Genomic DNA, 21,029 nt, shown 5'->3' with positions numbered 1-21,029 from the left:
CGCGTTGGTGTTACTGTCTGAGGAGGCGTCTGAGGACGTAGTGGAGGATTCCGCCGTGTTCGATATAGGTTACGGCGGCCGGCGTGCCGACCTGTGCTGTGACCGGGAACTCGACAGTCGACCCGTCCGCACGCTCGGCGATAACGGTCAGTTCGTCCATCACGTCGAGCCCGTCATCGAGGCCGTGGATCGTGAAGACCTCCGACCCATCCAGACCGAGAGATTCCCACGAGTCGCCATCATCGAACTGCAGGGGAAGCACACCCATGCCGACGAGGTTGTCGCGGTAGATGCGCTCGTAACTCTCGGCGATGGTTGCGCGGACACCGAGCAGGTCCGTTCCTTTCGCCGCCCAGTCCCGGCTAGACCCAGTTCCGAACTCCTCGCCAGCCATCACGACGAGCGGTATCCCCTCGTCCCGATAGCGGCGACTGGCTTCGAACACCGTGGTTTGTTCGTCGGTCGGGTGGTGGATCGTGTAGCCACCCTCGACGTCGTCGAGCATCTCGTTCTCGATTCGGACGTTGGCGAACGTCCCCCGCATCATCACCTCGTGATTGCCCCGACGTGCGCCGTAGGTGTTGAACTCGTGTGGCTCGACACCGTGATCGAGCAGCCACTGACCTGCGGGGAGGTCGGGACCGAACGGGCCGGCTGGACTGATGTGGTCGGTCGTAACGGTATCGCCGAGCGTCAGTAGACAGCGTGCGTCCTCGATATCGGCGACGCCGGGTTTCTCTACCGGGAAGTCCTTGAAGAACGGCGGTTCACGGATGTATGTCGAGTCCTCATCCCACTCGTAGACGTCACCCGTGGGCGCGTCGAGAGCAGCCCATCGCTCATCGCCCTCGAACACGGAGGCGTACTTCTCCTCGAACATCTCCGGAGAGACGTTCTCGTGGATTGCGGCCTGCACGTCCGCTGCGTCCGGCCAGATGTCCGCCAGATAGACTGGGTTACCCTCATCGTCAGTGCCCAGCGGCTCGTGTTCGAGATCGATGTCCATCCGCCCTGCGAGCCCGTAGGCGACGACGAGCGGCGGGCTCGCGAGGTAGTTCGCGCGGATCTTCGGGTGGATACGCGCCTCGAAGTTCCGGTTCCCGGAGAGAACGCTCGTCGTCCAGAGGTCGTGGTCGTCGATTGCCTGCTCGATGGGATCGGGAAGCGGCCCAGCGTTACCGATACAGGTGGTACAGCCGTAGCCGACGACGGCGTACCCGAGCTCTTCGAGATACGGAAGCAGCCCCGATTCTTCGAGATACTGCGTGACGACACGGCTACCCGGTGCGAGACTCGTCTTGACGTACGGCGGGACGTCTAGGCCTTTCTCGACGGCGTTCTGGGCGAGCAGTCCAGCAGCGATCATCACCGACGGGTTCGACGTGTTCGTACAGCTCGTGATGGCGCTGACGAGGACGTCTCCGTGTCCGATTTCGACCGTCTCACCGTCGAGGTCGACCTCGACACGTTTGGTTAACGGGTGCAGTTCCGATTCGGGTTCGACCTGAACGCCACCGTCGGTCTCCGCATCAGCTGCACCACCCTCACCGAGCCACCGCTGCAAGGCGTCCTCGTCGACATCATCGAGGTCGTCCTCGAACTCCCCGTGGAGAAGTCCCCGGAAGCTCTGTTTCACGTCCCCCATCGGAATCCGGTCCTGTGGCCGCTTGTGTCCGGCCAGACTCGGTTCGACTGTCGAGAGGTCGAACTCGACGACCTCAGTATATTCTGGTTCCTGTTCCCCGAACAGCCCTTGGGCTTCGAGGTACTCGCGAACGAGGTCGACGTGGTCGGGATCACGCCCGGTGAGTTCGAGATACTCGAGCGTCTGCTCGTCGACCGGGAACATACTGATCGTCGAGCCCTGTTCGGGCGCCATATTGGCGATCGTGGCCCGGTCGGGGACTGTGAGATTCTCCACACCGGGACCGAAGAACTCCACGAACCGGTCGACGACGCCGACCTCGCGGAGTCGTTCGGTGATGTGGAGCACGAGATCCGTAGCCGTCGCGCCCTCGGGTAATTCGCCTTCGAGACGGACGCCGACGACCTCGGGGAGTTTCATCGTGACCGGTTGACCGAGCATCGCCGCTTCCGCTTCGATGCCGCCGACGCCCCAACCGACCACACCGATGCCACCGATCATCGGGGTGTGGCTGTCCGTGCCGACGAGCGTGTCCGGCAGGAGCCAGTTCTCGCCGTCTTGCTCGCGGGCGTGGACGACCCGACCCAGATGTTCGAGATTCACCTGGTGGACGATACCGGTCCCCGGCGGGACGACGTTGAAGTTCTCGAAGGCGTTCTGCGCCCACTTGATCGCGCGATACCGTTCGGCGTTTCGCTCGTACTCCAGTTCGACGTTCTTCTCGTAGGCGTCCTCGGAGTCGAAGTAGTCGACCTGGACGCTGTGGTCGATCACGAGATCAATAGGAATCTCCGGTTCGACCAGGGTGGGATCTCGGTCTTTGCGGTCGACCTCGGATCGAAGGGCCGCCAGGTCGACGACTGCGGGTACACCGGTGAGATCTTGCAGGACGACTCGTGATGGAGAGAACGGAACCTCTGCGTCCGGTACGTCTGGCTTCCAGCCAGCAGCATTCTTGACATCCGCTGCAGTAACAGTTTCGCCGTCGGCGTTCCGGAGCACCGACTCAAGCAGAATACGGATGCTCACAGGGAGCGTGTCGAGGTCACAGAGCCCCTGCTCTTCGAGTGCTCGAAGATCGGCCATCTTGTACGTCGTCCCGTCGACGTCGAGCTCGCGGACGGCATCGAACGGAAGTGTATCAGTCATAGTATCTACACCTGGGATTGGCAGTCGTATCAATCCCTCTCCGAATCCGATTCGACGAGAATCGGGATTTGTTACGCAGAGGCATCGTATCCAGCGTCTTCGACCACAGTCACAAGCTCATCCCGTTCAGCGGACCCCTCGACCGTCGCGGATTCTGAGTCACGATCCGCAGTAGCGGACGTAACCCCCTCAACTTCTTCGAGTGCCTCTTCGACGGTCTGCTCGCAATGTTCACAGGTCATTCCTTCGACGGTGATTGTCTGAGTCATATCCATTCGTAGATAGGGGCGAGTATTCTATGTGGTTTTCTGCTTAGAATCCAATGTTGTCGCAGCCCTAGATCACCGATTTCGAAGGTGTGTTGTGGGCAACAATAATGTATCCTGCGAGACGAAGCGGTCGTATGCGCGATTTGGATGAAACCGACTTAGAAATCCTCTCGTTACTCGCTGATGACGCCCGCCGCCCGTTCAGCGATATTGGCGAGGAGGTCGACTTGTCGGGGCCAGCCGTTTCTGACCGGGTAAAGCGATTACAGGAAGCTGGCATCATTAACAACTTCACGATTGACGTCAACCGGGCTCATCTCCGAGCTGGTGTACCGGTATTTATTCAGGCCGAAATCGGCTCAGCGTCGTTGGAGGCCGCCCGCGAGCGGGCTCGAGAGTCAGATGGCGTTGAACACGTCTTCACGACCTCCGAAGGAGATCTTTGGTTCTATGCCCGTGTTGAAGCCCAGAACGTACGTCAGTGGGTAGATGGACTCTTTAACGAGATCGATGTAGCAGATTACACCGTCACACTAATTGACGAGCTTGAATGGACGCCGTCCGTTGATGGCGTCGAATTTGCACTCACCTGTGCTGAATGTAACAATACCGTTGATAATCAAGGTGAAACGACGAGAATCGACGGAGAGATCTATCACTTCTGTTGTCCGTCCTGTCTCACACGGTTCGACGATCGGTATCAGCGACTCGAAGAGGGAGCGTAACGCTGTCTTTGGAATCCAAATTTTCCTGCAGTCGAAACCCCGCCTCTCGAAGCAGTAAATCGCCTAAACCTAGACCCCGTATAGTAGAACAAGCATGACAAGCCAAACAATCCATCTTGATATCACGGGAATGTCCTGCGCCAACTGTTCGGCGACGATCCAGGACACTCTCGAATCGCTCGACGGGGTATCGGAGGCGGATGCGAACTTCGCCACCGACGAGGGTTCCGTCACCTACGACCCTGAAGAGGTATCGCTCAAAGAAATCTACGACGCGATCGACGAGGCCGGGTACGGCGCAGTCTCTGAGACGGTAACGATTGCCATCTCCGATATGACCTGTGCCAACTGCGCCGAGACCAACCAAACCGCTCTTGAAAATATTCCGGGCGTCGTTAATGCGGAGGTCAATTACGCAACCGACGAAGCACAGGTCACCTACAATCCTGCGGAAGTATCTATTGGTGCGCTGTACGATGCTATCGAGGAGGCTGGCTACTCGCCCGTCCGCGAAGATGGTGCCGACGAAGAGTCGGGCCAGGACGCACGAGATGCCGCCCGTCAAGCCGAAACTCGGAAACAACTCAGGTTGACCCTCTTTGGGGCAGTGTTATCGGCACCGTTGCTCTTCTTCCTCATCGACAATTATCTGCTCGGTGGCGCGATCGTCCCTGAAGCCGTCTTCGGTGTGGAACTTGGCTGGGTTGAGTTCCTCCTCGCCACGCCGGTACAGGCGATCCTCGGCTGGCCGTTCTATAAGAACTCGTACAAGGCGATCGTGAAGAACGGCCGCGCCAATATGGACGTGCTGATTGCGATCGGTTCAACAACGGCCTATCTATACTCTGTGGCAGTCCTTGCTGAACTCATTGCAGGTGGACTTTATTTCGACACGGCAGCCCTCATCCTCGTGTTCATCACGTTGGGTAACTATCTCGAAGCTCGGTCGAAGGGCCAAGCGGGTGAGGCCCTCCGAAAGCTCCTCGAAATGGAAGCCGAAACGGCGACCATTGTCCGCGAGGACGGCAGTGAAGAAGAAGTTCCACTCGAAGAGGTCACAACTGGTGACCGGATGAAAATTCGTCCAGGTGAGAAGATTCCCACAGACGGTGTCGTTGTCGACGGTCAGTCTGCCGTCGACGAGTCAATGGTCACTGGCGAATCTGTGCCTGTCGAGAAAGAGGAGGGCGATGAGGTCGTCGGCTCGACGATTAACGAGAACGGCGTCCTTGTCGTGGAGGCGACGAAGGTTGGAGAAGACACGGCCCTCCAACAGATCGTCCAGACAGTCAAGGAGGCCCAGTCGCGCCAGCCCGACATCCAGAATCTCGCCGACCGCATCTCCGCGTACTTCGTGCCTGCGGTCATCGCGAACGCCCTTCTCTGGGGTGTCGTCTGGTTCCTGTTCCCCGAGGCTCTCGCTGGCTTCGTCGACTGGCTCCCGCTGTGGGGTCAGGTTGCTGGCGGCCCGGCCCCGGTCGGTGGGACCGTTTCAGTCTTCGAGTTCGCGATAATTGTCTTCGCGTCCTCGATCCTCATCGCCTGTCCCTGTGCGCTGGGGCTGGCGACGCCCGCAGCGACGATGGTCGGGACGACGATTGGTGCCCAGAACGGCGTCCTGTTCAAGGGCGGTGACATCCTCGAACGCGCAAAAGACGTCGACACGGTCGTCTTCGACAAGACGGGCACCCTCACGGAGGGTGAAATGGAACTCACCGACGTGGTCGTCTTTGATAGCGATGGAAATGTGGTGACTGACGGTGGCGAGCCGACCCCAGATGGTGGACAGCTCAGCACCCGTGAGCGCCTCTCAGAGGATGATGTGCTTCGACTGGCGGCGATAGCTGAAAGCGGCAGCGAACACCCGCTCGCCCGTGCAATCGTCGAAGGGGCCGAAGAACGCGGCCTGGACGTGACTGAGCCTGACGACTTCGAGAACGTTCCGGGCCACGGGATCAAAGCAGTCATTGGTGACAGCGAGGTGCTGGTCGGCAACCGCAAGCTGCTGCGGGACAACGGGATCGACCCCTCTCCCGCTGAGGAGACGATGGAACGCCTCGAGAACGAGGGGAAGACGGCGATGCTGGTCGCCTACGAGGGGGAGCTCGTGGGTGTGGTCGCCGACGCCGACACAGTGAAGGAAAGCTCCAAGCAGGCTGTCACAGCACTCCAAGAGCGGGGAGTTGACGTGATGATGATTACGGGCGACAACGAGCGAACTGCCCGTGCGGTCGCTAAACAGGTGGGTATCGACCCGAAGAACGTCCGCGCAGGAGTCCTTCCTGAGGACAAGTCCAACGCGGTCGACAGTATTCAAGACGAGGGCCGGCAGGCGATGATGGTCGGTGACGGCGTCAACGACGCTCCGGCACTCGCGGTCGCACACGTCGGGACAGCAATCGGCTCCGGCACCGACGTCGCCATCGAAGCTGCAGACGTCACGCTGATGCGAGACGACCCGCTCGACGTGGTAAAGGCGATCCGAATCTCAGACGCGACACTCCAGAAGATCAAACAGAACCTCGTGTGGGCGCTCGGTTACAACACGGCGATGATTCCGTTAGCGTCGCTCGGCCTCCTCCAGCCCGTGCTCGCTGCAGCAGCAATGGCGTTCTCGTCGGTGTCGGTGCTGACGAACAGTCTCCTGTTCCGGCGGTACACCCCCGATCACGACTACAAGCTCTTCGGATTTCTTCGCTAACCGTCACCTCTAGATCAATGTCGAATATTTCCCGGCACACGGTTCGAAGGTACCTCGTCGAGACAGCCAGTAGCGAACCGACATACCTCCGGGCTCGCGAGATTGCCAGCGACCTCGACGGATCTCCCAAGGCAGTCGCGCAGTATCTCAGCCAGCTCCAGGACGAACTCACAATCGTTTCACTCGAACAGTGGGGGCGCTCGAAAAGCACGACGTGGCGATTGGAGGTGAACGGGTCGTGAGTACTGTCACCCGCCGCGTCGAGACTGTCCTTCCGGAGACCGGCTCACGCGAGTGGTGGGCGCTGTACCTGCTGGCCCCGCTCGTCCTCCTCGGTGGGGGCATCCTCGTGTTTCCGACGTTGGTCTACGACCGGTTCATCTGGCAGTATCTCTGGGGACCAGTCGTCGCCGATGCGGCCGGTCAGCCAGTCACGCACGAGGGGGTTCGTGCTGTCCAGGGCTACAACGCGGTGAACACGGTAATCTACCTCGCGGCAGTCGTATACAGCCTCCCCGGACTACGTGCGTATCTCGACCAACTCGACGTCACGTTCGACGCACGACTGGCCTACGGGTTCGCTCCGATCATCATCGCAGGTGGGGCGATGCGCGCCCTCGAGGATCTCGGGCTGCTCGGGGACTACGCGGTGTGGTTCATCACGCCATCGATTTACATCGTCGTCACCGCTGTCACCATCCTCGCGCTCGGTGTCGGTGCACTCTTGCGTGACCAAAATATCGGATCTATCCCGCTAACAGTCGGGCTCGTCGGGTCGGTGTGGGCTGTCGGGGCCGTCTGGTGGGCTGTTTGGCACGGCCTCTCGACATCGACCCCACTCCGCCTATGGGTTCCTGTCGCGACGACGGGGATAGCGCTCGGCGTAACCGCACTCTACTACTGGGGCGCGAGTTTCGTCAATATCACACACCTTCGACACCCGCTAATTCTGCTGGCCGTTTTCGGCCAGTTGTGGGACGCTGCGCAGAATCTCATCGGTGTGACGTTCCTCGGCTACTCCCCAAAGCTGGTCGTGACGAATCTCGTGTACCAGGCGACTGGATTCTCCGGATCGACGTTCGTGCTGAAACTCGTCGTGACTGTCGGCATCGTGTGGTATCTCGCCGATGCGAAAGAGGAGATGAATCACACGTGGTGGTGGCTTATGACGTTCTTCATCGGAGCGATCGGACTCCCGATGGGCGTTCGTGGGTCACTTCGGATGCTGTTGGGAGCTTAACGATGGCCTCAAAGATTGGCAAAAACCGATGACACGAACGTCCAAAATTGCGGTAATAGGTGGAGGGATGGCCGGGCTTGCAGCAGCTGCTGGATTCGACGACGCTGGATTCGTCGTCGAACTATATGAGCGGCAGTCCTACGATAGCAAACGCGTTAATTGCGGAGAAGCGATGACAGCGGTATCGAAGATCCCACTCGAGCCGACTGTAGAGAACGGCTTTCTCAATCCGCTGCCAGCGATGGAAGTGGAGGTGTATGACGGAATCGACGCCGATCGCCACCGCACTGGAGCCGGCACCTTTCCTGCTGCGGATACATATATAACGGACCGAAATGTCGTTGAGCAGTCCTGGGCAGAACAACTCTCAGAGAAGGGTGTTGACATCCACGAAAACCAGTCTATCACACGGACAGATTTCCACGAGTTCACCGATGAGTATGATCTCGTCGTTGATGCAACCGGTCAGCCATCACTCTCTAGTAAAGCGCTCGGAACAACCAACGAGTATTCAGGATATATGGTAGCGCTTAACAGTGATGTCGAAGGGGACTTCACCGAGTTGTACCCGAACAGCCGGATAATTCTGGAGAACTATACAGGGTACTCGTGGGCATTCCCGAAGACATCGCAACGAGCCAACGTTGGTATCGGCTGGACGGTCAGTGACCGGCCTAGTGATTATATGAAGGCATTGAGGGAAGCCTGTAAGCGGAATGGGTGGCCAGTCCCGTCGCAGGAACGGACGAACGTCGCAATCATTCCCGAGGGACCCAGTCTCGATCCCGACAGAACCTATCTACCGGAGCATTCCGTCGTACGGGTTGGTGATGCTGCGGGGATCGCAAACCGACTCACTGGAAAAGGAATTTCACAGGCCGTTGAATCGGGATTCTTGGCCGCAGAGTTGGCTAACAGCGGCCAATTACACAATTTTCCTGACAGTTTATATCAGAGGATGAAAACGGAGTACATTTTCGCCACAGTTGTGAGATACTTTCTTGAAACTCGTAATCCCAAGGTTCTGGGAGCAGCAATTCGTGCCGCTGCCGGGATCGATATTGAAGACGTTGACCGGTCTCCGAGTACAGTTCTACTGCGTCTCCTCCGCCACCCTGTTTTGTTTGCCCGTATTTTCTCGAGACGACGAGTTTTAAACCGTGTCTATGGAGGAATGACTAACCAATGGGAGTTGATTAATTGACATCCGCTCGAGTTAAATTCTCAGAATCTGTTAGCTACTGGGAGGATCGGTAAGTACAGAGGATTAAATCAGCAAATGGAGTCCCTCAAGCGAATTTTCCGAGATCCAGAATTCGGTGGGCTCGGCTTCATCAGTGTTCCCGCTTACACGCCCCAGCACACAATCAGTCCGTAGAGGGTGACCGAATTCCTTCTTGAGAATCATCCAACTCACCTCGGATATCCGCGTTCCTGAAATGAGCCCCGACTCTTAGAAATCACGAACACCATCAATCTTTTTTACTACATCTGACAAAATCAGCCGTGAGGTGAAGTATGCCATGTCAACTCAATCCATCCGTACGAATTTTCTCGGAACCGAGACGTCGTTCTCGGTCTCGGGAGCCTGGTTGTCGTATTGGATCCTGCTGCTCCGGCTGACCGCCGGGTGGTGGATGCTCCACGCTGGCCTTGACAAAATCTGGGCGTGGCCCTTCGACGCCAGCTGGTTCGTCGGCGGAGCCGCTCAGGGCACGATTCTCGCCCCCTTCGTCACGCCGTTCAGCGACGGCATCCTGTTGGCGTTCGTCAACGTGGCGGTACCGCTTGGGCAAACCGCCATCGGTCTCGGGCTGATACTCGGTGTCCTCACGAGGACCGCCGCCTTCTTTGGTGCCTTCATGATGCTGTTCTTCTACTTCATCAACGGCTACGGTGGCGGCTGGGCCAACGGTATGGTCACGGGTGAACTCCTTGGGATCATGGTCTTCGGAACCATTGTGGCACTTGGAGCGGGCGGCGTCCTGGCAGTCGATAACCGCCTGCGTGAGATGGAACTGTTCGAGAACACGCGATTACGGAAACTCCTCGGGTGACTACCAATGAGTGACTTATCAACGGCAGACCAAATCGCCATGTACGTCGGCGGTGGCCTGGTTGTCTTGGGCGTCGTCGTGATCGGCCTGCTCGACATGCTACTGGGAGCCGGGCACCCAGTCGATAGCGAGGGAGCAATCGAACACGCTGCAGTGGTCCCCATCGACATTAGGGCGGGCATCATCCTGCTCGGCTTGGTGATTTGGGGACTCGTCGCCGTTTACAAGTTTGCCGCAGGGTCGGCACCGTCGGGATCGACTACGGGCCAAACCCCATCCGGCATGGACGACTAGTTCAACAACTCAGTCCGTGGAGCCATTTGCCAGTTAACTTTTCGCGTTGCTCGCACTAACGTCCATCTGATGCACCTAAACGTGAAGACAAACACGATTTTTAGGAGTAGCCCTGTCGTTTCTTGGTTTTCCTTCTGGTCAGTACGCGCGCTTTATTCAGCAGAACGAACTTAACACTCTTTGGTTTGGTAGAAGAAACGGGGATTAATACGCAATTAGAATTTCCGAATTTAAGACTGAAATTAGTATATTACAAATAATATTTCAATATAGCCTTGACTTCCGATTCTGGTTTGTCTTTCGAAGAAAGGTGTACGGGTGTTTTTTCAATTCAGCTGTCCTTCGGTTAATCGTTAGAACGGGGTAATCTGCTTCCTCGATCACTTGAGCTGCGACGCTTCCCTGTAATAGCCGACGAATGCCAGTCAATCCTCGTGTCCCCATTGTAACAAGGTCGATGTCAGTCACCTCAGTGTATTTGAGAATCTCCTGCTGAGGTTGACCAAATCTCAACGTAGTTCGGACAGGAACGTCCAAGGTCGCTGCCTTCTCCGTAATGTCCTCCAAGAGCCGAGTTCCCCGCTGTTCCCAAGAGTCAGTGACCTCTTCCCACGTGAATCCAGGCCGACTCGAATAGGACTGTTCGGAAATGATAAAAAGTCCATGTAGGGTTGCATCATACCGTTTAGCAATTTGTAGCCCATGTTTGAAGGCCACAGATGCCTCGTCGTATCCATCCGTAGGCACGAGAATATCTGTGAACTGACTAGTAGATAACTCTCCTACCGGATCAGAGGGATCCATATCAGGTATCGTCAAGACAGGAAGAGAGATATTTTGAATGATGTGGCTGGAGACGTCTCTCCGGAGAATTCGTGCTAATCTAGTCTGTGTAGGTTTCTGGTGGACAAGCAAATCGATATCATTCTCCTCAGCGTATTCCCGAATAACACCTGGAGAGTGCCCACTATCCACTGCTGGTATCACATTGAGTCCGAGCGAGTGGGCCTGATCCACCACGGGTTCAATTACCGCTGCTGCGTCCCATTCCTCTTGTTTAGTGACTTGATCGGATTCCACCTCCGTGCGTTCCTCATCTTGAATATATAACACGTGGAGAGCCGCATCATACGTTTCTGCAAGTGATAGGCCATATTGGACCACTGAGTCCCTTATATCAGCTCCGTAGAGTGGAATGAGGATCTGGTTGTACAGGTTGATGTCCGCACCTTCTCGAACTTCTAGATGGCTGGGGGAGTTCATACATATCTATACGTAACGACGATTTACCGTGCTTTCTGTTAAGAATCGAAACCGGGAGAACAGTCTCTGGGGTGGTGACTTGAGGCTTTTATCGCAAGTAACTCGCTATAGCACGTCTATTTCGAAAAGAGTGGAGACGTCGTTTGGAGTCGCATCAGTTCGACGAGAGCGTATTTCCCACAGTTTCGAGGAGTGAAGTGTCGGAGTCGGTGCGACGAGTCATGCTCTGGGTCATGTTGGGCGCAATTTAAGGCCGATATGCTCGTTGACGGAAAACCGTCACGGCAGCACCCTCGACCGATGAGGGTCGCCACATAGAGACGAATACGGGACTCTGACCTTTGGGGTTTCCTCCTCAGAACTGAAAGTCACCTTCCCCGTCGTGCTTGAATCCGTTCTCAATACACAGGAAAGGTCGACGTACAATTGAATACTTCCGAGCCAAGTGACGAGCATATGGAACGGGCCGTAACTCGTCGCGAACTACTACGGGTCGGTGCGACGACAGTCGCACTCGGAACCGCCGGTTGTTTGGGGTCATCGAGTGGGGATGAGTGGGATATCGAGGGAACGCTAGCGGTGACGAACGCCCAACAATACAGTTCACCAGGCTGTAGCTGTTGTGGAAAATATGCGTCGTACCTGCGGGAACAGCTCGACACGACGCTCGGGGAAACCGAAACCGAGGACGTGACGGATCTCAAGCGCCAACACGGTATTCCATCGGATCTACAGAGCTGTCACACACTCGTCCTCGACGAGTACGTCGTCGAAGGACATGTTCCTGCCGAGGTTATCGCGACGATGCTCGAGGAAGAGCCGGCGATTGACGGCATCGCGTTGCCCGGGATGCCGGCTGGATCGCCGGGGATGGGCGGGACGAAGTCCGACACATTCACCGTCTACAAACTCGGCGGCGGAAAGACAGGTGACGTGTACACCGAAATCTGAACAGAAAACACCTGGTCAAGATACTTTGGGACGGCAGTCGACACCCTAAACAATGATTCGACGACTCCTCCACGATCTCGGATACGTGCTTGCATACGTCCTTTTCCTCGGCGCGAATACGCCAGAATCGGTCGTTACCCGTCTTCGCATCGCCTATCGCCTTGTCGGTGTCCGGATCGTCGAGACGCCACAGGTTGATTCGGTCGAACGGACGATCTTCCTGTGTCCGTACCGAAATCTGGGCACTACGTGGGTTAGGGAGAAGTGGATCTGTCACGACATCCTGGACCGCGTCGACGACGGATACGTGACGTATCTCCGACGGCACAAGGGAATCGACTACCAGCGTCCTCGCGGGTGTGCCGACCTCGCGTACTGCGACGAATCCGAGTACTGCTATTCGGAGGTTTCCGAACTCGAGTAGGTGGCCGATGGATCAGAGTACTCTCCGCCACCGAATCACCGACCAGTTTTCTTACCGCGGCGAGCGAGCCGATATCTGGCGGGCGTTCGACCTCCTGTTCGATACTGACGAGTTCCTCAATCTCGGCTACTCGGAGTGGTACCAGCCACATATAGCCGGTTCGAGTCAACGTCGCCTCGTCACGGAAGTCGGCTCAAGGGTCGCGTCGCATCTACCCACAACCGACGGAGTGCGCCTCCTCGATGTCGGCTGCGGTCGGGGGGGTCCAGCCCTCCACCTCGCCTATCAGTTCGGCTTCAACGTCACTGGTGTCGACCTCGTTCCGTACAACATCCAGATGGCAACCGAGAACGCACGGGGTAAGCACCTCGATTCCGAGTTCATCATCGGTGACGCGACACAACTCCCGTTTACCAGGGACTCGTTTACCGCGTGTACAGCCATCGACGCACTCGTATACCTCCCCGAGCGGAATCGCGTTTTCGCTACAGTCGCAGATACCCTCGAACCCGAGGGGGTTCTCGTAGTCTCCGATCTCGTGATGCAGTCAGACGTGACTGAAACGGAACGGAGATTGGTCGATTCATTTGCGGATGCGTGGGATATGCCGTCCTTGGGTACTGTTGAAGGATACAAAGCTGCTCTCGACGAGACGAGCTTTGAGCTCAAAGCGGTCGAAGATATCACGAAACACAGCGTCGGACGCTTCCGAAAGTGGACGACGCTGTACCTCCAGCTACTCACGAGCCCGCTCCGGGCTCTCATTGAACGACTGTTAGGAGCGTATGATCTCGATCCCCCAGCGATTACTGAGCAGGTACGGAAGGCTCACCACGCGCTGCCGTTCCTGCGACACGTTATCTTCGTTGCGGAACTAGAGACTACTTGACTGCTACTTGCACGGCGCAAGAAAGAATCGGATCGTCACGTCGACGCTTGAGCATCCACGAATTTGGATGGACCTGTGGGGTCTTCACTGCTCGTGATTGTCGTGTGGTGGATCGTGACCCATAGGTTTAGAATTGGTTCAGACTCCAGTATTTATATAGGACACAGATAGGAATCCGTTGGTATACTCGAACGATAGTTCGGGATTGTGAGGTACTAACCGTTGATTGTGGAGTCAGAAAAGCCAAACCGTGCAGCACGGCTCAAATCGCTATGTATCCCGACTTTGGATTGCTAAGAACAAATTGCTTGATTCAGGCCCTCGTACCATTGATGTGGGGTGAAACCGAATGGCAACTGATCCAGTCTGTGGAATGGACGTCGATGAAAGTGATCCGGCGGCCACAGCTGAGTACGACGGTCAGACGTACTACTTCTGTGCCGAGGGCTGCAAGGAGACGTTCACCTCGACACCGGAGGAGTACGTCTAACCGTCACACCCCACACCTGCGTCGTAGCTCCCCCACACCCACCCCCATTCCGCCTTTCGATGACCCAACCAGAACTTGACGACACGGATCGCGAAATCCTCCGTCTTTTAGCGGAGAACGCGAGACGACCCTACAGCACTATTGCTGAGGCTGTAAATCTTTCACCCCCGTCCGTTTCAGCACGCGTCCGTCAGTTGGAGCAAGAAGATGTCATTCGTCGATTCACCGTTGATCTCGACCTCACACAGTACGAAAACCGGATACACGTCATGGTACGCCTCCAGCCTGAGCTCGGAAAGACGGATTCTCTTCGAGAATCGATCCTCGAGACCCCAGCCGTAGAACACGTATTCACAACTGCGGAGGGCGAAATCGTAGCTGTTGCGACGCCGCCGCGGAATACAGTCGGAAACTGGGCGCAGCAATATCTACCACTGACTGACGTGCGGCGATACGACGTACAACTGCTGTCGAACGCTGCTCAATCAGCGTATGCCGAGGGGACTGAATCCGCACTCAAATGTGCAAATTGCGGAACTACTGTCGGTGAAGACGGACTAGCCACCCGTGTCGGTGGTTCACTCCAGCAGTTTTGCAGTGAGAACTGTGAAACAACGTATAGGGAACAGTATACAGAAAGTCAAGAGAAATCTGATGCTTAGAGTCTAGCATTAGCTGTATACTCAATTCCTGATTGCTTACGAGTTTGCTGCAAATAGTTTTGATTTGAAACAGTAATCGCAGTGAATTAGAAGCGTGTGTATACACCTATGGAAGCGTCCACAACCACCAAAGGAGAAGCTACAAGCAACAAGGTACTCGTCCGTGCTAATGAGATTGAAAAAACGTACGGATCGAGTTTTCCATTTACGCGGTCAGTGACCGTCCTCACCGATGCCGATCTCGAAATTCGGACGGGGGAAATCGTCGGGATCGTCGGCGCGAACGGGTCGGGCAAATCCACGCTCATGAACATCCTCGTCGGTGTCCTCGAACAGGATTCCGGAACAGTCGAACGGACGGGAACCGTTGGCTGGTGTCCACAGGAACCACTGCTTTACGACCGCTTGACGGTCGGAGAGACGTTCCGACTGTTCGGTTCCGGATACGGAATGACCGCCGAAGAAATCGACGAGGCCAAACACCGCTTGGCGTCGAAACTCGATTTCGAGCAGTACCTTGACTACCGAATCGACCAACTCAGTGGTGGAAACCGGCAGAAAATCAATCTCAGTATCGCCCTGATGCACGATCCGGACGTCCTCATGCTGGACGAGCCCTACACTGGATTCGACTGGGAAACGTATCTCACGTTCTGGGATCTCGCCGAGGAACTCGCTGCCGACGGAACAGCTGTCACGATGATTTCACACCTGATCGAAGAGCAAAGTCGTCTCGACCGCATCTATGAGGTTCGTGACGGACAGGTCTACGACGTGACTGACCAGGAAGGCGAGACTGATGCAACGGCCAGTGAACGGGGGGAAGAGACCGATGAATAGGGTTTGGACGGGGATTCGGGCGAACGTCTCCACCTTCCTCAGAACCCCCCTGAATGTTGTCCTAGCACTTCTCCTTCCGATTGTCGTTATCGAAGGCTGGGGACAAGCAATGGCTGGGTTACCAAGTATGCCGACGGTCGAGGCGATTCCGATCGAGCTAGGTCGCCTTCTCGGAGCGATATTCGGGGTCGCCATCATTGCCGGCCTGATGGGACTCGCGCAGATGATTAGTGCGCGTGCAGCCGATCGGCGACTCGTTCAGACAGGCTATCCACCCCGAACACTGCTTGCGACTCGATTAGCGGCGCTCGGAGGAGTGACCGTTGTCGTGGCTGCCGTAAACTACGGCGTTCTCTGGCTGACGATTTCACCGGGAGCCCCTGTCCTGACGTTCGTATTCCTCGTACTTGCCGGCCTCGTCTATGCGTTTCTTGGCGCACTCGTCGGGGCGCTCCTTCCACGACTGTTCGAAGGCTCGCTCGTCGTGGTGTTCCTTGCAATGATGGATGCGTTCCTCAGTGGCGACAGTCCGCTGGCCGCCGACGTTCCCGAGTTCGTGGAATACTTCCCGCTCTATCATCCAAAGGAACTCCTTCAGGAGGCGATGTTCCAAGGCACATATACGACGGGTGATCTCGGCTTCGTCGCCGGATACCTGCTAGTCCTGCTTGTACTCGTCACCGCAGTGTTCGGAGTGACGATGCGCACCAGTGGTGGGTGGTCCGCATGAGTCGTACGACAACGGCGTCCACAATCGGCATCAAAGAACAGGCGCGAAACTACGTCCTCGTCGCTCTACTGGTCGTCCTACCGGTCTCGTTCATCACGTTGGCGTTCGCAGTCACCCAGGACGTCGAGATGCCGGTTCGGACGCTCGTCGACGGTGAGACGGTGACGGTCATGCGAGGGATGCCTGAGGTCCACGGCGTGATTATGACGCCGATTACGAGCGCCCTCATCGCGGGACTCGCCGGGTTGTTCCTGATGCGAGAAGCCAAAGACACAGACGGTCGTCTGGCAGTCGCCGGCTATCGTGCACGACAGGTAATCACTGCCCGGTTTGGGGTCCTCGCAGCAATCACTCTCATCGTTACCGGCGTCTCAGTCGGCGTGATGCTCGTCGATTTCCAGCCTGAGCATCTCTGGTGGTTCGTCGCAGCGATGCTCGTCGTCTCGGTCACGTATGGTCTCATCGGGATGCTCGTCGGGGCCGTTTTCGACCGCCTAGCCGGGATGTGGCTAATGCTGATTCTCCCGATGCTCGATATCGGACTCTTCCAGGATCCGCTGTTCATCCAGTCCGAGCCCGAATGGTGGATGAAACTACTCCCCGGCTATTGGCCCGTCCGTGTGATGGTCGATACCGGACTCACAACGGACGTAGATACGACTCTCTCATTGGTGTGGGCTACTGGATACCTCCTCCTCGTAGCTGTCCTCACAATCGGCGTCTACTACCGAATTACACAGGAGAAGTAAGATCAGGCCAGTAGACTACTTACTCCGGTAACTGTAGGGGAGAAGACCCAAACAGCACTATATCCAGCTTCGCTCAATTGGATAGTTTGACTCGGATTTCACTACGACCGTCTGATCGGGCAAACGGTTCGGTGGACTCTGGTTGCTGCTGTGTCCCTCGTTCTCTGGGCACCGATGAGTGCGGCTTACGTTCCGCGGAGAAGTGCCGCGGCGTAGGAACAGGTCTTCGAAGGACTCCTGAGCGAGGGACCTCAGGCGTGTAGAAATGGCGACGACACCGCGCCTTACCGAGATGGGTCTTCACTCCCAGTCTCCAACCGTTCACGACGCTTCTGGAACTCTTCTTCGTCGATCTCGCCTCGTGCGTAACGACGTTGGAGGGTTTCCATAGCGGAATCGTCACTCTCTGGAGGTGCATCGCCTCGACCCATTGCCCAGTAGAGGAAGCCGCCGACCAGCCCCAGCATCCCGAGTGCCCCGCCGACGAACGGCAGCCCACCGAACCATCCACCGTTCCGGCCGTGCATCATCCCTGGACCCATCATTCCGCCATCGGTACTCCCACTGCCGTCGACGTCCGAGCCGACGGCAACGGCGCCGTTCTGGACGATCGTTTCGCTGTCTGGGACCTCGCCGTCCGGGATCGGGCTGTCTTCAGCTGGACCGCCAGGGCTACCAACGACGATGCGACCGACCATGCCGACCGTCTTGTGAGGGATGCAGTAGTAGTCGTACGTTCCGGGCACCTCGAACGTGTGCTCGAAGCTCCCCTGCGAGATGGTCCCGCTGTCGAAGGCGGTGGCGTCGGCGGGAACGCGGTCCGGATAGGCCGTCGCCGAGTGAGCTCCGGCTGCTATCTCGAAGCGGACGGTCGTGCCAGGTTCGACGTGGAGCCCGATCGGGTCGAAGTAGTTGTTGCCCATCTTCACGACGGGCGTCTCCTGTGCGGCGACTGGTTGGGTGAATCCCGCACTCGCGACTGTGCCAGCACCGAGCGCTCCCAGGAACTGGCGTCTACTGTAGTCTGTCATTGTAGCTGGTTGGCTTCTGTTATCCACGGATGATGCTGGCGAGCCGGTTCGTGAGTCCGGGCGATTGCTGGCCGGCGCTCTCGATGGCAGCCTCCAATTCGTCCCGGTCGACGATGCCGATGAACTCGGCCGTCTGTTCCCCGTTTGCATACACGAGCGTCGTTGGCGTCTTTCGGACACCGTACTCCTCGGCCGTCTCCAGATCGGTCTGGATGTCGACCTCCCGGAACTCGACATCCGGATACGCATCTTCGATACCCTCGTTTTTCTCTCGCTGCGTTGCGCACGCTCCACAAGTCTCCTGTGTGAACAGGATAACTTCCGTCATAGTAGCTAGTATGGTCTTATGCTTTTAGCACACTTCTATTCACATCCGAAAGCTGTGAGGGTCACAGATTTCGGATTCCAAGGGGCCGGACGTGAGTAACGCCGGAGGTTGGTGGTCGGACCGTCACTCCGAGCGTTCGAGCTTGTTCCGACGCGCCTCGAACTCTTCCTCGGTGAGATCTCCGCGGGCGTATGCCATACGCAGCTCCTCCATTGCGGGATTCCGCGACGACTGCGATGCCGTCACGCGACGGAAGACGAGATATCCGCCACCGAGCAGGAGGAGGAGGAAGACCAGCTGGACGAGCATCCCGACGAGTGGCCACCAGCCGCTGGTCGTCCCGTATCCACCCATCATTCCACCGTATCCCATCATCCCGCCGAATCCCATCCCCATCGTGAGCAAGGGGAGGACGATGATCGCCCCGAGGATGAGGAGGACGATGGTTGTGGTGTCGAGTTGGTTTGATGATGTCATGGTTCAGATCTCGGTCGATGATTCGAGTTCGTCCGCGACGCTGGCGAGAACGCGTTCGAACCGGTCGTGGACCTCGTTCGCGATCGAGTCGAGTGCCTCGTTGTCGGCGATGCCGACGAGCTGTTGTGGGTCGACGGCACTCACCATGACCTCGCCGCCGTCGGTTTCGTAGACAATGACGTTACACGGGAGGAGTGCGCCGAGTTCGATCTCTTCGTTCAGGCCCTCGTGTGCCAGCCCCGGGTTGCACGCACCGAGGATGCAGTACTGTCGAAACTCCTCGCCGAGTTTCTCCTCGAGCGTCGCTTGGACGTCGATGTCACAGAGGACGCCGAATCCTTCGTCTTTGAGCGCCGCAATCGTCGTGTCGACGACGTCGTCGAACTCACCGGTGACTGAAGTCTGTATTGTGTATTCCATGAAGTATCATACCCCGTCTACGGGGTTAACGGTTGGGTGCCGCAACGGCGGCCGTTGGGAATATGATGTATCGGCTGGAACAGCAGCTGCTCCAGTCATCCGGTGCGTTCGAGCTGTTCTCGCCGCCGATCGAATTCGTCATCCGAGAGCTCTCCGCGGGCGTAGCGCTCACGGAGAACCGACAGCGACTGCTCTTCGTTCCCACCGGAGCCTCGATTGAGGAGCGCATAGACAATGTAGAGCGGAACGGCGATGAGGAGCCCCATCCAGAGGAACCCCCAGAGCCCCATCGCTCCACCGAAGAGGCCCCAGCCGCCCCCCATCATGCCGCCGCCGTAGCTCCCACTACCGTGGGCAACAGCCGGTCCAGTCGCCGCAACTAGCAGCGGGACGGCGAGGATCGCGAGTCGCCGAGCAGTGCGTCCGATGTGAGTGGTGAGTTGCGTCATTATCTTGCGTTGGTGAGTTGTGGTGTTCGATTGGAGCGATCGAAACGGCCAGAGCCGTCAGCAGTGGCCCTGCCCGTACATCCCGCCGTTGTAGCCGTCGTCAGCCCCGTCGTGGTATTCCCCGTCAGCCATGTCCTGGGCCATCTCGTCGACGGTCACACCCATGTGCGACTCCATCCACTCGACGCTACCCGGGCCCATGTGTTCGGTCATCTGTGCCTCCATCCAAGTGGCCCATTCATCTGCGGTGGCATTGTCCGTAGGCGCGTCGTCAGCGGTCGTTGCGTTGTCGTGTGCGCTGACTGCCGGTGCGGCGAACGCGAGTCCGACAATCGCGAGCGCCACGAGCAGCCACCGGCCGAGTTTGAAGTTGGTCATTGTCTCTCTCCTCGGTTACTCGTAGGCCTGCTCGGGAGTTATCGACATGGGTGTGAATCCATACAGGAGAACGTTCGAGAACGTCTATAACATCTTCTAACCGTTTTGCTCGAGGGAGACCGTTCATACCTACGGAATTCGAGAGGGAGAGCGCCCGATAGATAGCGACTATTTTCCCGGTTGTTGCTGCCGAAGGTCATCACTCGGATACACACGATAGGTCCGACCCTGTCGTTCCCGATACAGCAGACCTCGCTCCTCGAGTGAACTCACGGTCTGGCTTACTTTACTCTTCGAGAACTCAGATCGATCCCGAAGTTCAATCTGCGTGATTCCGGGGGAGTTCAGGACGGGTTCGAGGACGCGTCGTTCATCATCCGGTAAGAGATCGAGAACGCGTGCTTGGGGGTCCGATTCAGGATTGATAGACGTCGCCGGTGCAGCGTCATCATCCATCGACGTAGCTGTTGCCGCCGATGTCTGTGCAGGATCGACAGGCGCCGTTGTGTCGGCCACTTCTGGATCGGTGAGTTCTCCCCGGACCACGTAATAGACGCCACCGATAACGCCAGCAACCAGCAGGGTTCCAACCACGTACCAGAGGGGGTCTGGGCCGTGCATCGTTCCCATAGATGAACCCATCATTGACCCCATCGATTGCTCGATAGCCCGACGCTGTTGATAGGCCCGCCAACTGAGTACCCCGCCGGCCAGGAGAACGAACCCGAGAAGCACACCGACGACAGTATCTGCTCGACGGCGATTCATATGACAGCCCCGAGTTGCGGGATTTGACTATTCATACCGTCTATTTGAGCGCAGTAGGTGTGACAATTGCGGATTGAAACTGTGATGATGAACCCCATCA

At 57.3% G+C, this 21,029-nt stretch carries 25 protein-coding genes; 15 read left to right on the top strand and 10 right to left on the bottom strand.

Annotated features, from left to right (window positions below; genetic code table 11):
• Positions 1-10: 10 nt before the first annotated feature.
• Both acnA and ACZ432_RS00395 read right to left on the bottom strand, forming a co-directional pair.
• Positions 11-2,794 (bottom strand): aconitate hydratase AcnA, encoded by a 2,784-nt coding sequence (gene acnA, locus ACZ432_RS00400; RefSeq protein WP_011222418.1) that lies wholly within the window; start codon positions 2,792-2,794, stop codon positions 11-13.
• A 71-nt stretch (positions 2,795-2,865) separates the two neighbouring features.
• Entirely contained in the window at positions 2,866-3,063 is a 198-nt protein-coding gene (locus tag ACZ432_RS00395; RefSeq protein ID WP_049938510.1) for a heavy-metal-associated domain-containing protein, read from the bottom strand.
• 134 nt (positions 3,064-3,197) lie between these two features.
• Here ACZ432_RS00395 and ACZ432_RS00390 point away from each other — a divergent pair, with 134 nt between their 5' ends.
• The 7 genes from ACZ432_RS00390 (at position 3,198) to ACZ432_RS00360 (ending at position 10,080) form a co-directional block, all read left to right on the top strand.
• Complete coding sequence (locus ACZ432_RS00390; RefSeq protein WP_049938493.1) at positions 3,198-3,788, top strand: AsnC family transcriptional regulator; 591 nt, start codon at positions 3,198-3,200, stop codon at positions 3,786-3,788.
• 94 nt (positions 3,789-3,882) lie between these two features.
• Complete coding sequence (locus tag ACZ432_RS00385) at positions 3,883-6,489, top strand: heavy metal translocating P-type ATPase (RefSeq protein WP_004594598.1); 2,607 nt, start codon at positions 3,883-3,885, stop codon at positions 6,487-6,489.
• Between the two features lie 17 nt (positions 6,490-6,506).
• Positions 6,507-6,731 carry a DUF7123 family protein gene (locus ACZ432_RS00380; protein ID WP_004594599.1) on the top strand — a complete coding sequence of 75 codons (225 nt, stop codon included), beginning with the start codon at positions 6,507-6,509 and terminating at the stop codon, positions 6,729-6,731.
• Positions 6,728-7,729 carry a DUF63 family protein gene (locus ACZ432_RS00375; protein ID WP_004594600.1) on the top strand — a complete coding sequence of 334 codons (1,002 nt, stop codon included), beginning with the start codon at positions 6,728-6,730 and terminating at the stop codon, positions 7,727-7,729. The genes ACZ432_RS00380 and ACZ432_RS00375 overlap by 4 nt, the downstream gene beginning before the upstream one ends.
• Positions 7,730-7,757: 28 nt before the next feature.
• Positions 7,758-8,933: an NAD(P)/FAD-dependent oxidoreductase gene (locus ACZ432_RS00370; RefSeq protein WP_011222414.1), complete on the top strand. Its 1,176-nt coding sequence runs from the start codon at positions 7,758-7,760 to the stop codon at positions 8,931-8,933.
• A gap of 307 nt (positions 8,934-9,240) precedes the next feature.
• Positions 9,241-9,786: a DoxX family protein gene (locus tag ACZ432_RS00365; protein ID WP_229772977.1), complete on the top strand. Its 546-nt coding sequence runs from the start codon at positions 9,241-9,243 to the stop codon at positions 9,784-9,786.
• Positions 9,787-9,792: 6 nt separating this feature from the next.
• Positions 9,793-10,080, top strand: a complete 288-nt coding sequence (locus tag ACZ432_RS00360) for a hypothetical protein (protein WP_004594603.1) — start codon at positions 9,793-9,795, stop codon at positions 10,078-10,080.
• Positions 10,081-10,344: 264 nt separating this feature from the next.
• Here the strand turns inward: ACZ432_RS00360 and ACZ432_RS00355 are convergent, their stop codons facing one another.
• Complete coding sequence (locus ACZ432_RS00355; RefSeq protein ID WP_011222412.1) at positions 10,345-11,343, bottom strand: universal stress protein; 999 nt, start codon at positions 11,341-11,343, stop codon at positions 10,345-10,347.
• Positions 11,344-11,799: 456 nt separating this feature from the next.
• Here ACZ432_RS00355 and ACZ432_RS00350 point away from each other — a divergent pair, with 456 nt between their 5' ends.
• The 8 genes from ACZ432_RS00350 to ACZ432_RS00315 all read left to right on the top strand — a co-directional run bounded on the left by ACZ432_RS00350 (position 11,800) and on the right by ACZ432_RS00315 (position 17,078).
• Positions 11,800-12,294: a DUF411 domain-containing protein gene (locus tag ACZ432_RS00350; protein WP_004594605.1), complete on the top strand. Its 495-nt coding sequence runs from the start codon at positions 11,800-11,802 to the stop codon at positions 12,292-12,294.
• 52 nt (positions 12,295-12,346) lie between these two features.
• Positions 12,347-12,718 carry a hypothetical protein gene (locus tag ACZ432_RS00345; RefSeq protein WP_004594606.1) on the top strand — a complete coding sequence of 124 codons (372 nt, stop codon included), beginning with the start codon at positions 12,347-12,349 and terminating at the stop codon, positions 12,716-12,718.
• Positions 12,719-12,725: 7 nt separating this feature from the next.
• Positions 12,726-13,607, top strand: a complete 882-nt coding sequence (locus ACZ432_RS00340) for a class I SAM-dependent methyltransferase (RefSeq protein ID WP_004594607.1) — start codon at positions 12,726-12,728, stop codon at positions 13,605-13,607.
• A gap of 349 nt (positions 13,608-13,956) precedes the next feature.
• Positions 13,957-14,097 (top strand): YHS domain-containing protein, encoded by a 141-nt coding sequence (locus tag ACZ432_RS00335; RefSeq protein WP_011222411.1) that lies wholly within the window; start codon positions 13,957-13,959, stop codon positions 14,095-14,097.
• 59 nt (positions 14,098-14,156) lie between these two features.
• Positions 14,157-14,759 (top strand): AsnC family transcriptional regulator, encoded by a 603-nt coding sequence (locus ACZ432_RS00330; protein ID WP_004594609.1) that lies wholly within the window; start codon positions 14,157-14,159, stop codon positions 14,757-14,759.
• Positions 14,760-14,975: 216 nt separating this feature from the next.
• The gene (locus ACZ432_RS00325) at positions 14,976-15,599 is read left to right on the top strand and encodes an ABC transporter ATP-binding protein (protein WP_004594610.1); all 624 of its coding nucleotides are present in this window, start codon (positions 14,976-14,978) and stop codon (positions 15,597-15,599) included.
• A 127-nt stretch (positions 15,600-15,726) separates the two neighbouring features.
• Complete coding sequence (locus ACZ432_RS00320) at positions 15,727-16,329, top strand: ABC transporter permease (protein ID WP_004594611.1); 603 nt, start codon at positions 15,727-15,729, stop codon at positions 16,327-16,329.
• Positions 16,326-17,078: an ABC transporter permease gene (locus ACZ432_RS00315; protein WP_426963387.1), complete on the top strand. Its 753-nt coding sequence runs from the start codon at positions 16,326-16,328 to the stop codon at positions 17,076-17,078. The genes ACZ432_RS00320 and ACZ432_RS00315 overlap by 4 nt, the downstream gene beginning before the upstream one ends.
• A 284-nt stretch (positions 17,079-17,362) precedes the next feature.
• Here the strand turns inward: ACZ432_RS00315 and ACZ432_RS00310 are convergent, their stop codons facing one another.
• The 7 genes from ACZ432_RS00310 to ACZ432_RS00280 form a co-directional block, all read right to left on the bottom strand.
• The gene (locus tag ACZ432_RS00310) at positions 17,363-18,109 is read right to left on the bottom strand and encodes a plastocyanin/azurin family copper-binding protein (RefSeq protein WP_004594613.1); all 747 of its coding nucleotides are present in this window, start codon (positions 18,107-18,109) and stop codon (positions 17,363-17,365) included.
• A gap of 19 nt (positions 18,110-18,128) precedes the next feature.
• Complete coding sequence (locus tag ACZ432_RS00305; RefSeq protein WP_004594614.1) at positions 18,129-18,437, bottom strand: thioredoxin family protein; 309 nt, start codon at positions 18,435-18,437, stop codon at positions 18,129-18,131.
• A gap of 123 nt (positions 18,438-18,560) precedes the next feature.
• Positions 18,561-18,914, bottom strand: coding sequence for an SHOCT domain-containing protein (locus tag ACZ432_RS00300; protein WP_004594615.1), 354 nt, complete (start codon positions 18,912-18,914; stop codon positions 18,561-18,563).
• A 3-nt stretch (positions 18,915-18,917) separates the two neighbouring features.
• Positions 18,918-19,334 carry a DUF302 domain-containing protein gene (locus ACZ432_RS00295; RefSeq protein WP_004594616.1) on the bottom strand — a complete coding sequence of 139 codons (417 nt, stop codon included), beginning with the start codon at positions 19,332-19,334 and terminating at the stop codon, positions 18,918-18,920.
• 95 nt (positions 19,335-19,429) lie between these two features.
• A complete protein-coding gene (locus ACZ432_RS00290) occupies positions 19,430-19,783 on the bottom strand; it encodes an SHOCT domain-containing protein (protein ID WP_004594617.1) in 354 nt (117 codons plus the stop codon).
• A 57-nt stretch (positions 19,784-19,840) separates the two neighbouring features.
• Complete coding sequence (locus ACZ432_RS00285) at positions 19,841-20,161, bottom strand: hypothetical protein (protein ID WP_004594618.1); 321 nt, start codon at positions 20,159-20,161, stop codon at positions 19,841-19,843.
• Between the two features lie 168 nt (positions 20,162-20,329).
• On the bottom strand, positions 20,330-20,929 hold the full coding sequence (locus tag ACZ432_RS00280) for a helix-turn-helix transcriptional regulator (RefSeq protein ID WP_011222408.1): 600 nt from the start codon (positions 20,927-20,929) through the stop codon (positions 20,330-20,332).
• Between the last annotated feature and the right edge of the window lie 100 nt (positions 20,930-21,029).

The organism is Haloparvum alkalitolerans (genome assembly GCF_055381565.1).
Note: the sequence above shows the minus strand (reverse complement) of the source record. Positions and strands in the feature narration are given on the sequence as shown.

Bases quoted from the DNA above. Each gene is read 5' to 3' on its own strand.
- acnA (WP_011222418.1), bottom strand. From the start codon at position 2,794: ATGACTGATACACTTCCGTTCGATGCCGTCCGCGAGCTCGACGTCGAC.
- ACZ432_RS00395 (WP_049938510.1), bottom strand. From the start codon at position 3,063: ATGACTCAGACAATCACCGTCGAAGGAATGACCTGTGAACATTGCGAG.
- ACZ432_RS00390 (WP_049938493.1), top strand. From the start codon at position 3,198: ATGCGCGATTTGGATGAAACCGACTTAGAAATCCTCTCGTTACTCGCT.
- ACZ432_RS00385 (WP_004594598.1), top strand. From the start codon at position 3,883: ATGACAAGCCAAACAATCCATCTTGATATCACGGGAATGTCCTGCGCC.
- ACZ432_RS00380 (WP_004594599.1), top strand. From the start codon at position 6,507: ATGTCGAATATTTCCCGGCACACGGTTCGAAGGTACCTCGTCGAGACA.
- ACZ432_RS00370 (WP_011222414.1), top strand. From the start codon at position 7,758: ATGACACGAACGTCCAAAATTGCGGTAATAGGTGGAGGGATGGCCGGG.
- ACZ432_RS00360 (WP_004594603.1), top strand. From the start codon at position 9,793: ATGAGTGACTTATCAACGGCAGACCAAATCGCCATGTACGTCGGCGGT.
- ACZ432_RS00355 (WP_011222412.1), bottom strand. From the start codon at position 11,343: ATGAACTCCCCCAGCCATCTAGAAGTTCGAGAAGGTGCGGACATCAAC.
- ACZ432_RS00350 (WP_004594605.1), top strand. From the start codon at position 11,800: ATGGAACGGGCCGTAACTCGTCGCGAACTACTACGGGTCGGTGCGACG.
- ACZ432_RS00345 (WP_004594606.1), top strand. From the start codon at position 12,347: ATGATTCGACGACTCCTCCACGATCTCGGATACGTGCTTGCATACGTC.
- ACZ432_RS00340 (WP_004594607.1), top strand. From the start codon at position 12,726: ATGGATCAGAGTACTCTCCGCCACCGAATCACCGACCAGTTTTCTTAC.
- ACZ432_RS00335 (WP_011222411.1), top strand. From the start codon at position 13,957: ATGGCAACTGATCCAGTCTGTGGAATGGACGTCGATGAAAGTGATCCG.
- ACZ432_RS00330 (WP_004594609.1), top strand. From the start codon at position 14,157: ATGACCCAACCAGAACTTGACGACACGGATCGCGAAATCCTCCGTCTT.
- ACZ432_RS00320 (WP_004594611.1), top strand. From the start codon at position 15,727: ATGCCGACGGTCGAGGCGATTCCGATCGAGCTAGGTCGCCTTCTCGGA.
- ACZ432_RS00315 (WP_426963387.1), top strand. From the start codon at position 16,326: ATGAGTCGTACGACAACGGCGTCCACAATCGGCATCAAAGAACAGGCG.
- ACZ432_RS00310 (WP_004594613.1), bottom strand. From the start codon at position 18,109: ATGACAGACTACAGTAGACGCCAGTTCCTGGGAGCGCTCGGTGCTGGC.
- ACZ432_RS00305 (WP_004594614.1), bottom strand. From the start codon at position 18,437: ATGACGGAAGTTATCCTGTTCACACAGGAGACTTGTGGAGCGTGCGCA.
- ACZ432_RS00300 (WP_004594615.1), bottom strand. From the start codon at position 18,914: ATGACATCATCAAACCAACTCGACACCACAACCATCGTCCTCCTCATC.
- ACZ432_RS00295 (WP_004594616.1), bottom strand. From the start codon at position 19,334: ATGGAATACACAATACAGACTTCAGTCACCGGTGAGTTCGACGACGTC.
- ACZ432_RS00290 (WP_004594617.1), bottom strand. From the start codon at position 19,783: ATGACGCAACTCACCACTCACATCGGACGCACTGCTCGGCGACTCGCG.
- ACZ432_RS00285 (WP_004594618.1), bottom strand. From the start codon at position 20,161: ATGACCAACTTCAAACTCGGCCGGTGGCTGCTCGTGGCGCTCGCGATT.
- ACZ432_RS00280 (WP_011222408.1), bottom strand. From the start codon at position 20,929: ATGAATCGCCGTCGAGCAGATACTGTCGTCGGTGTGCTTCTCGGGTTC.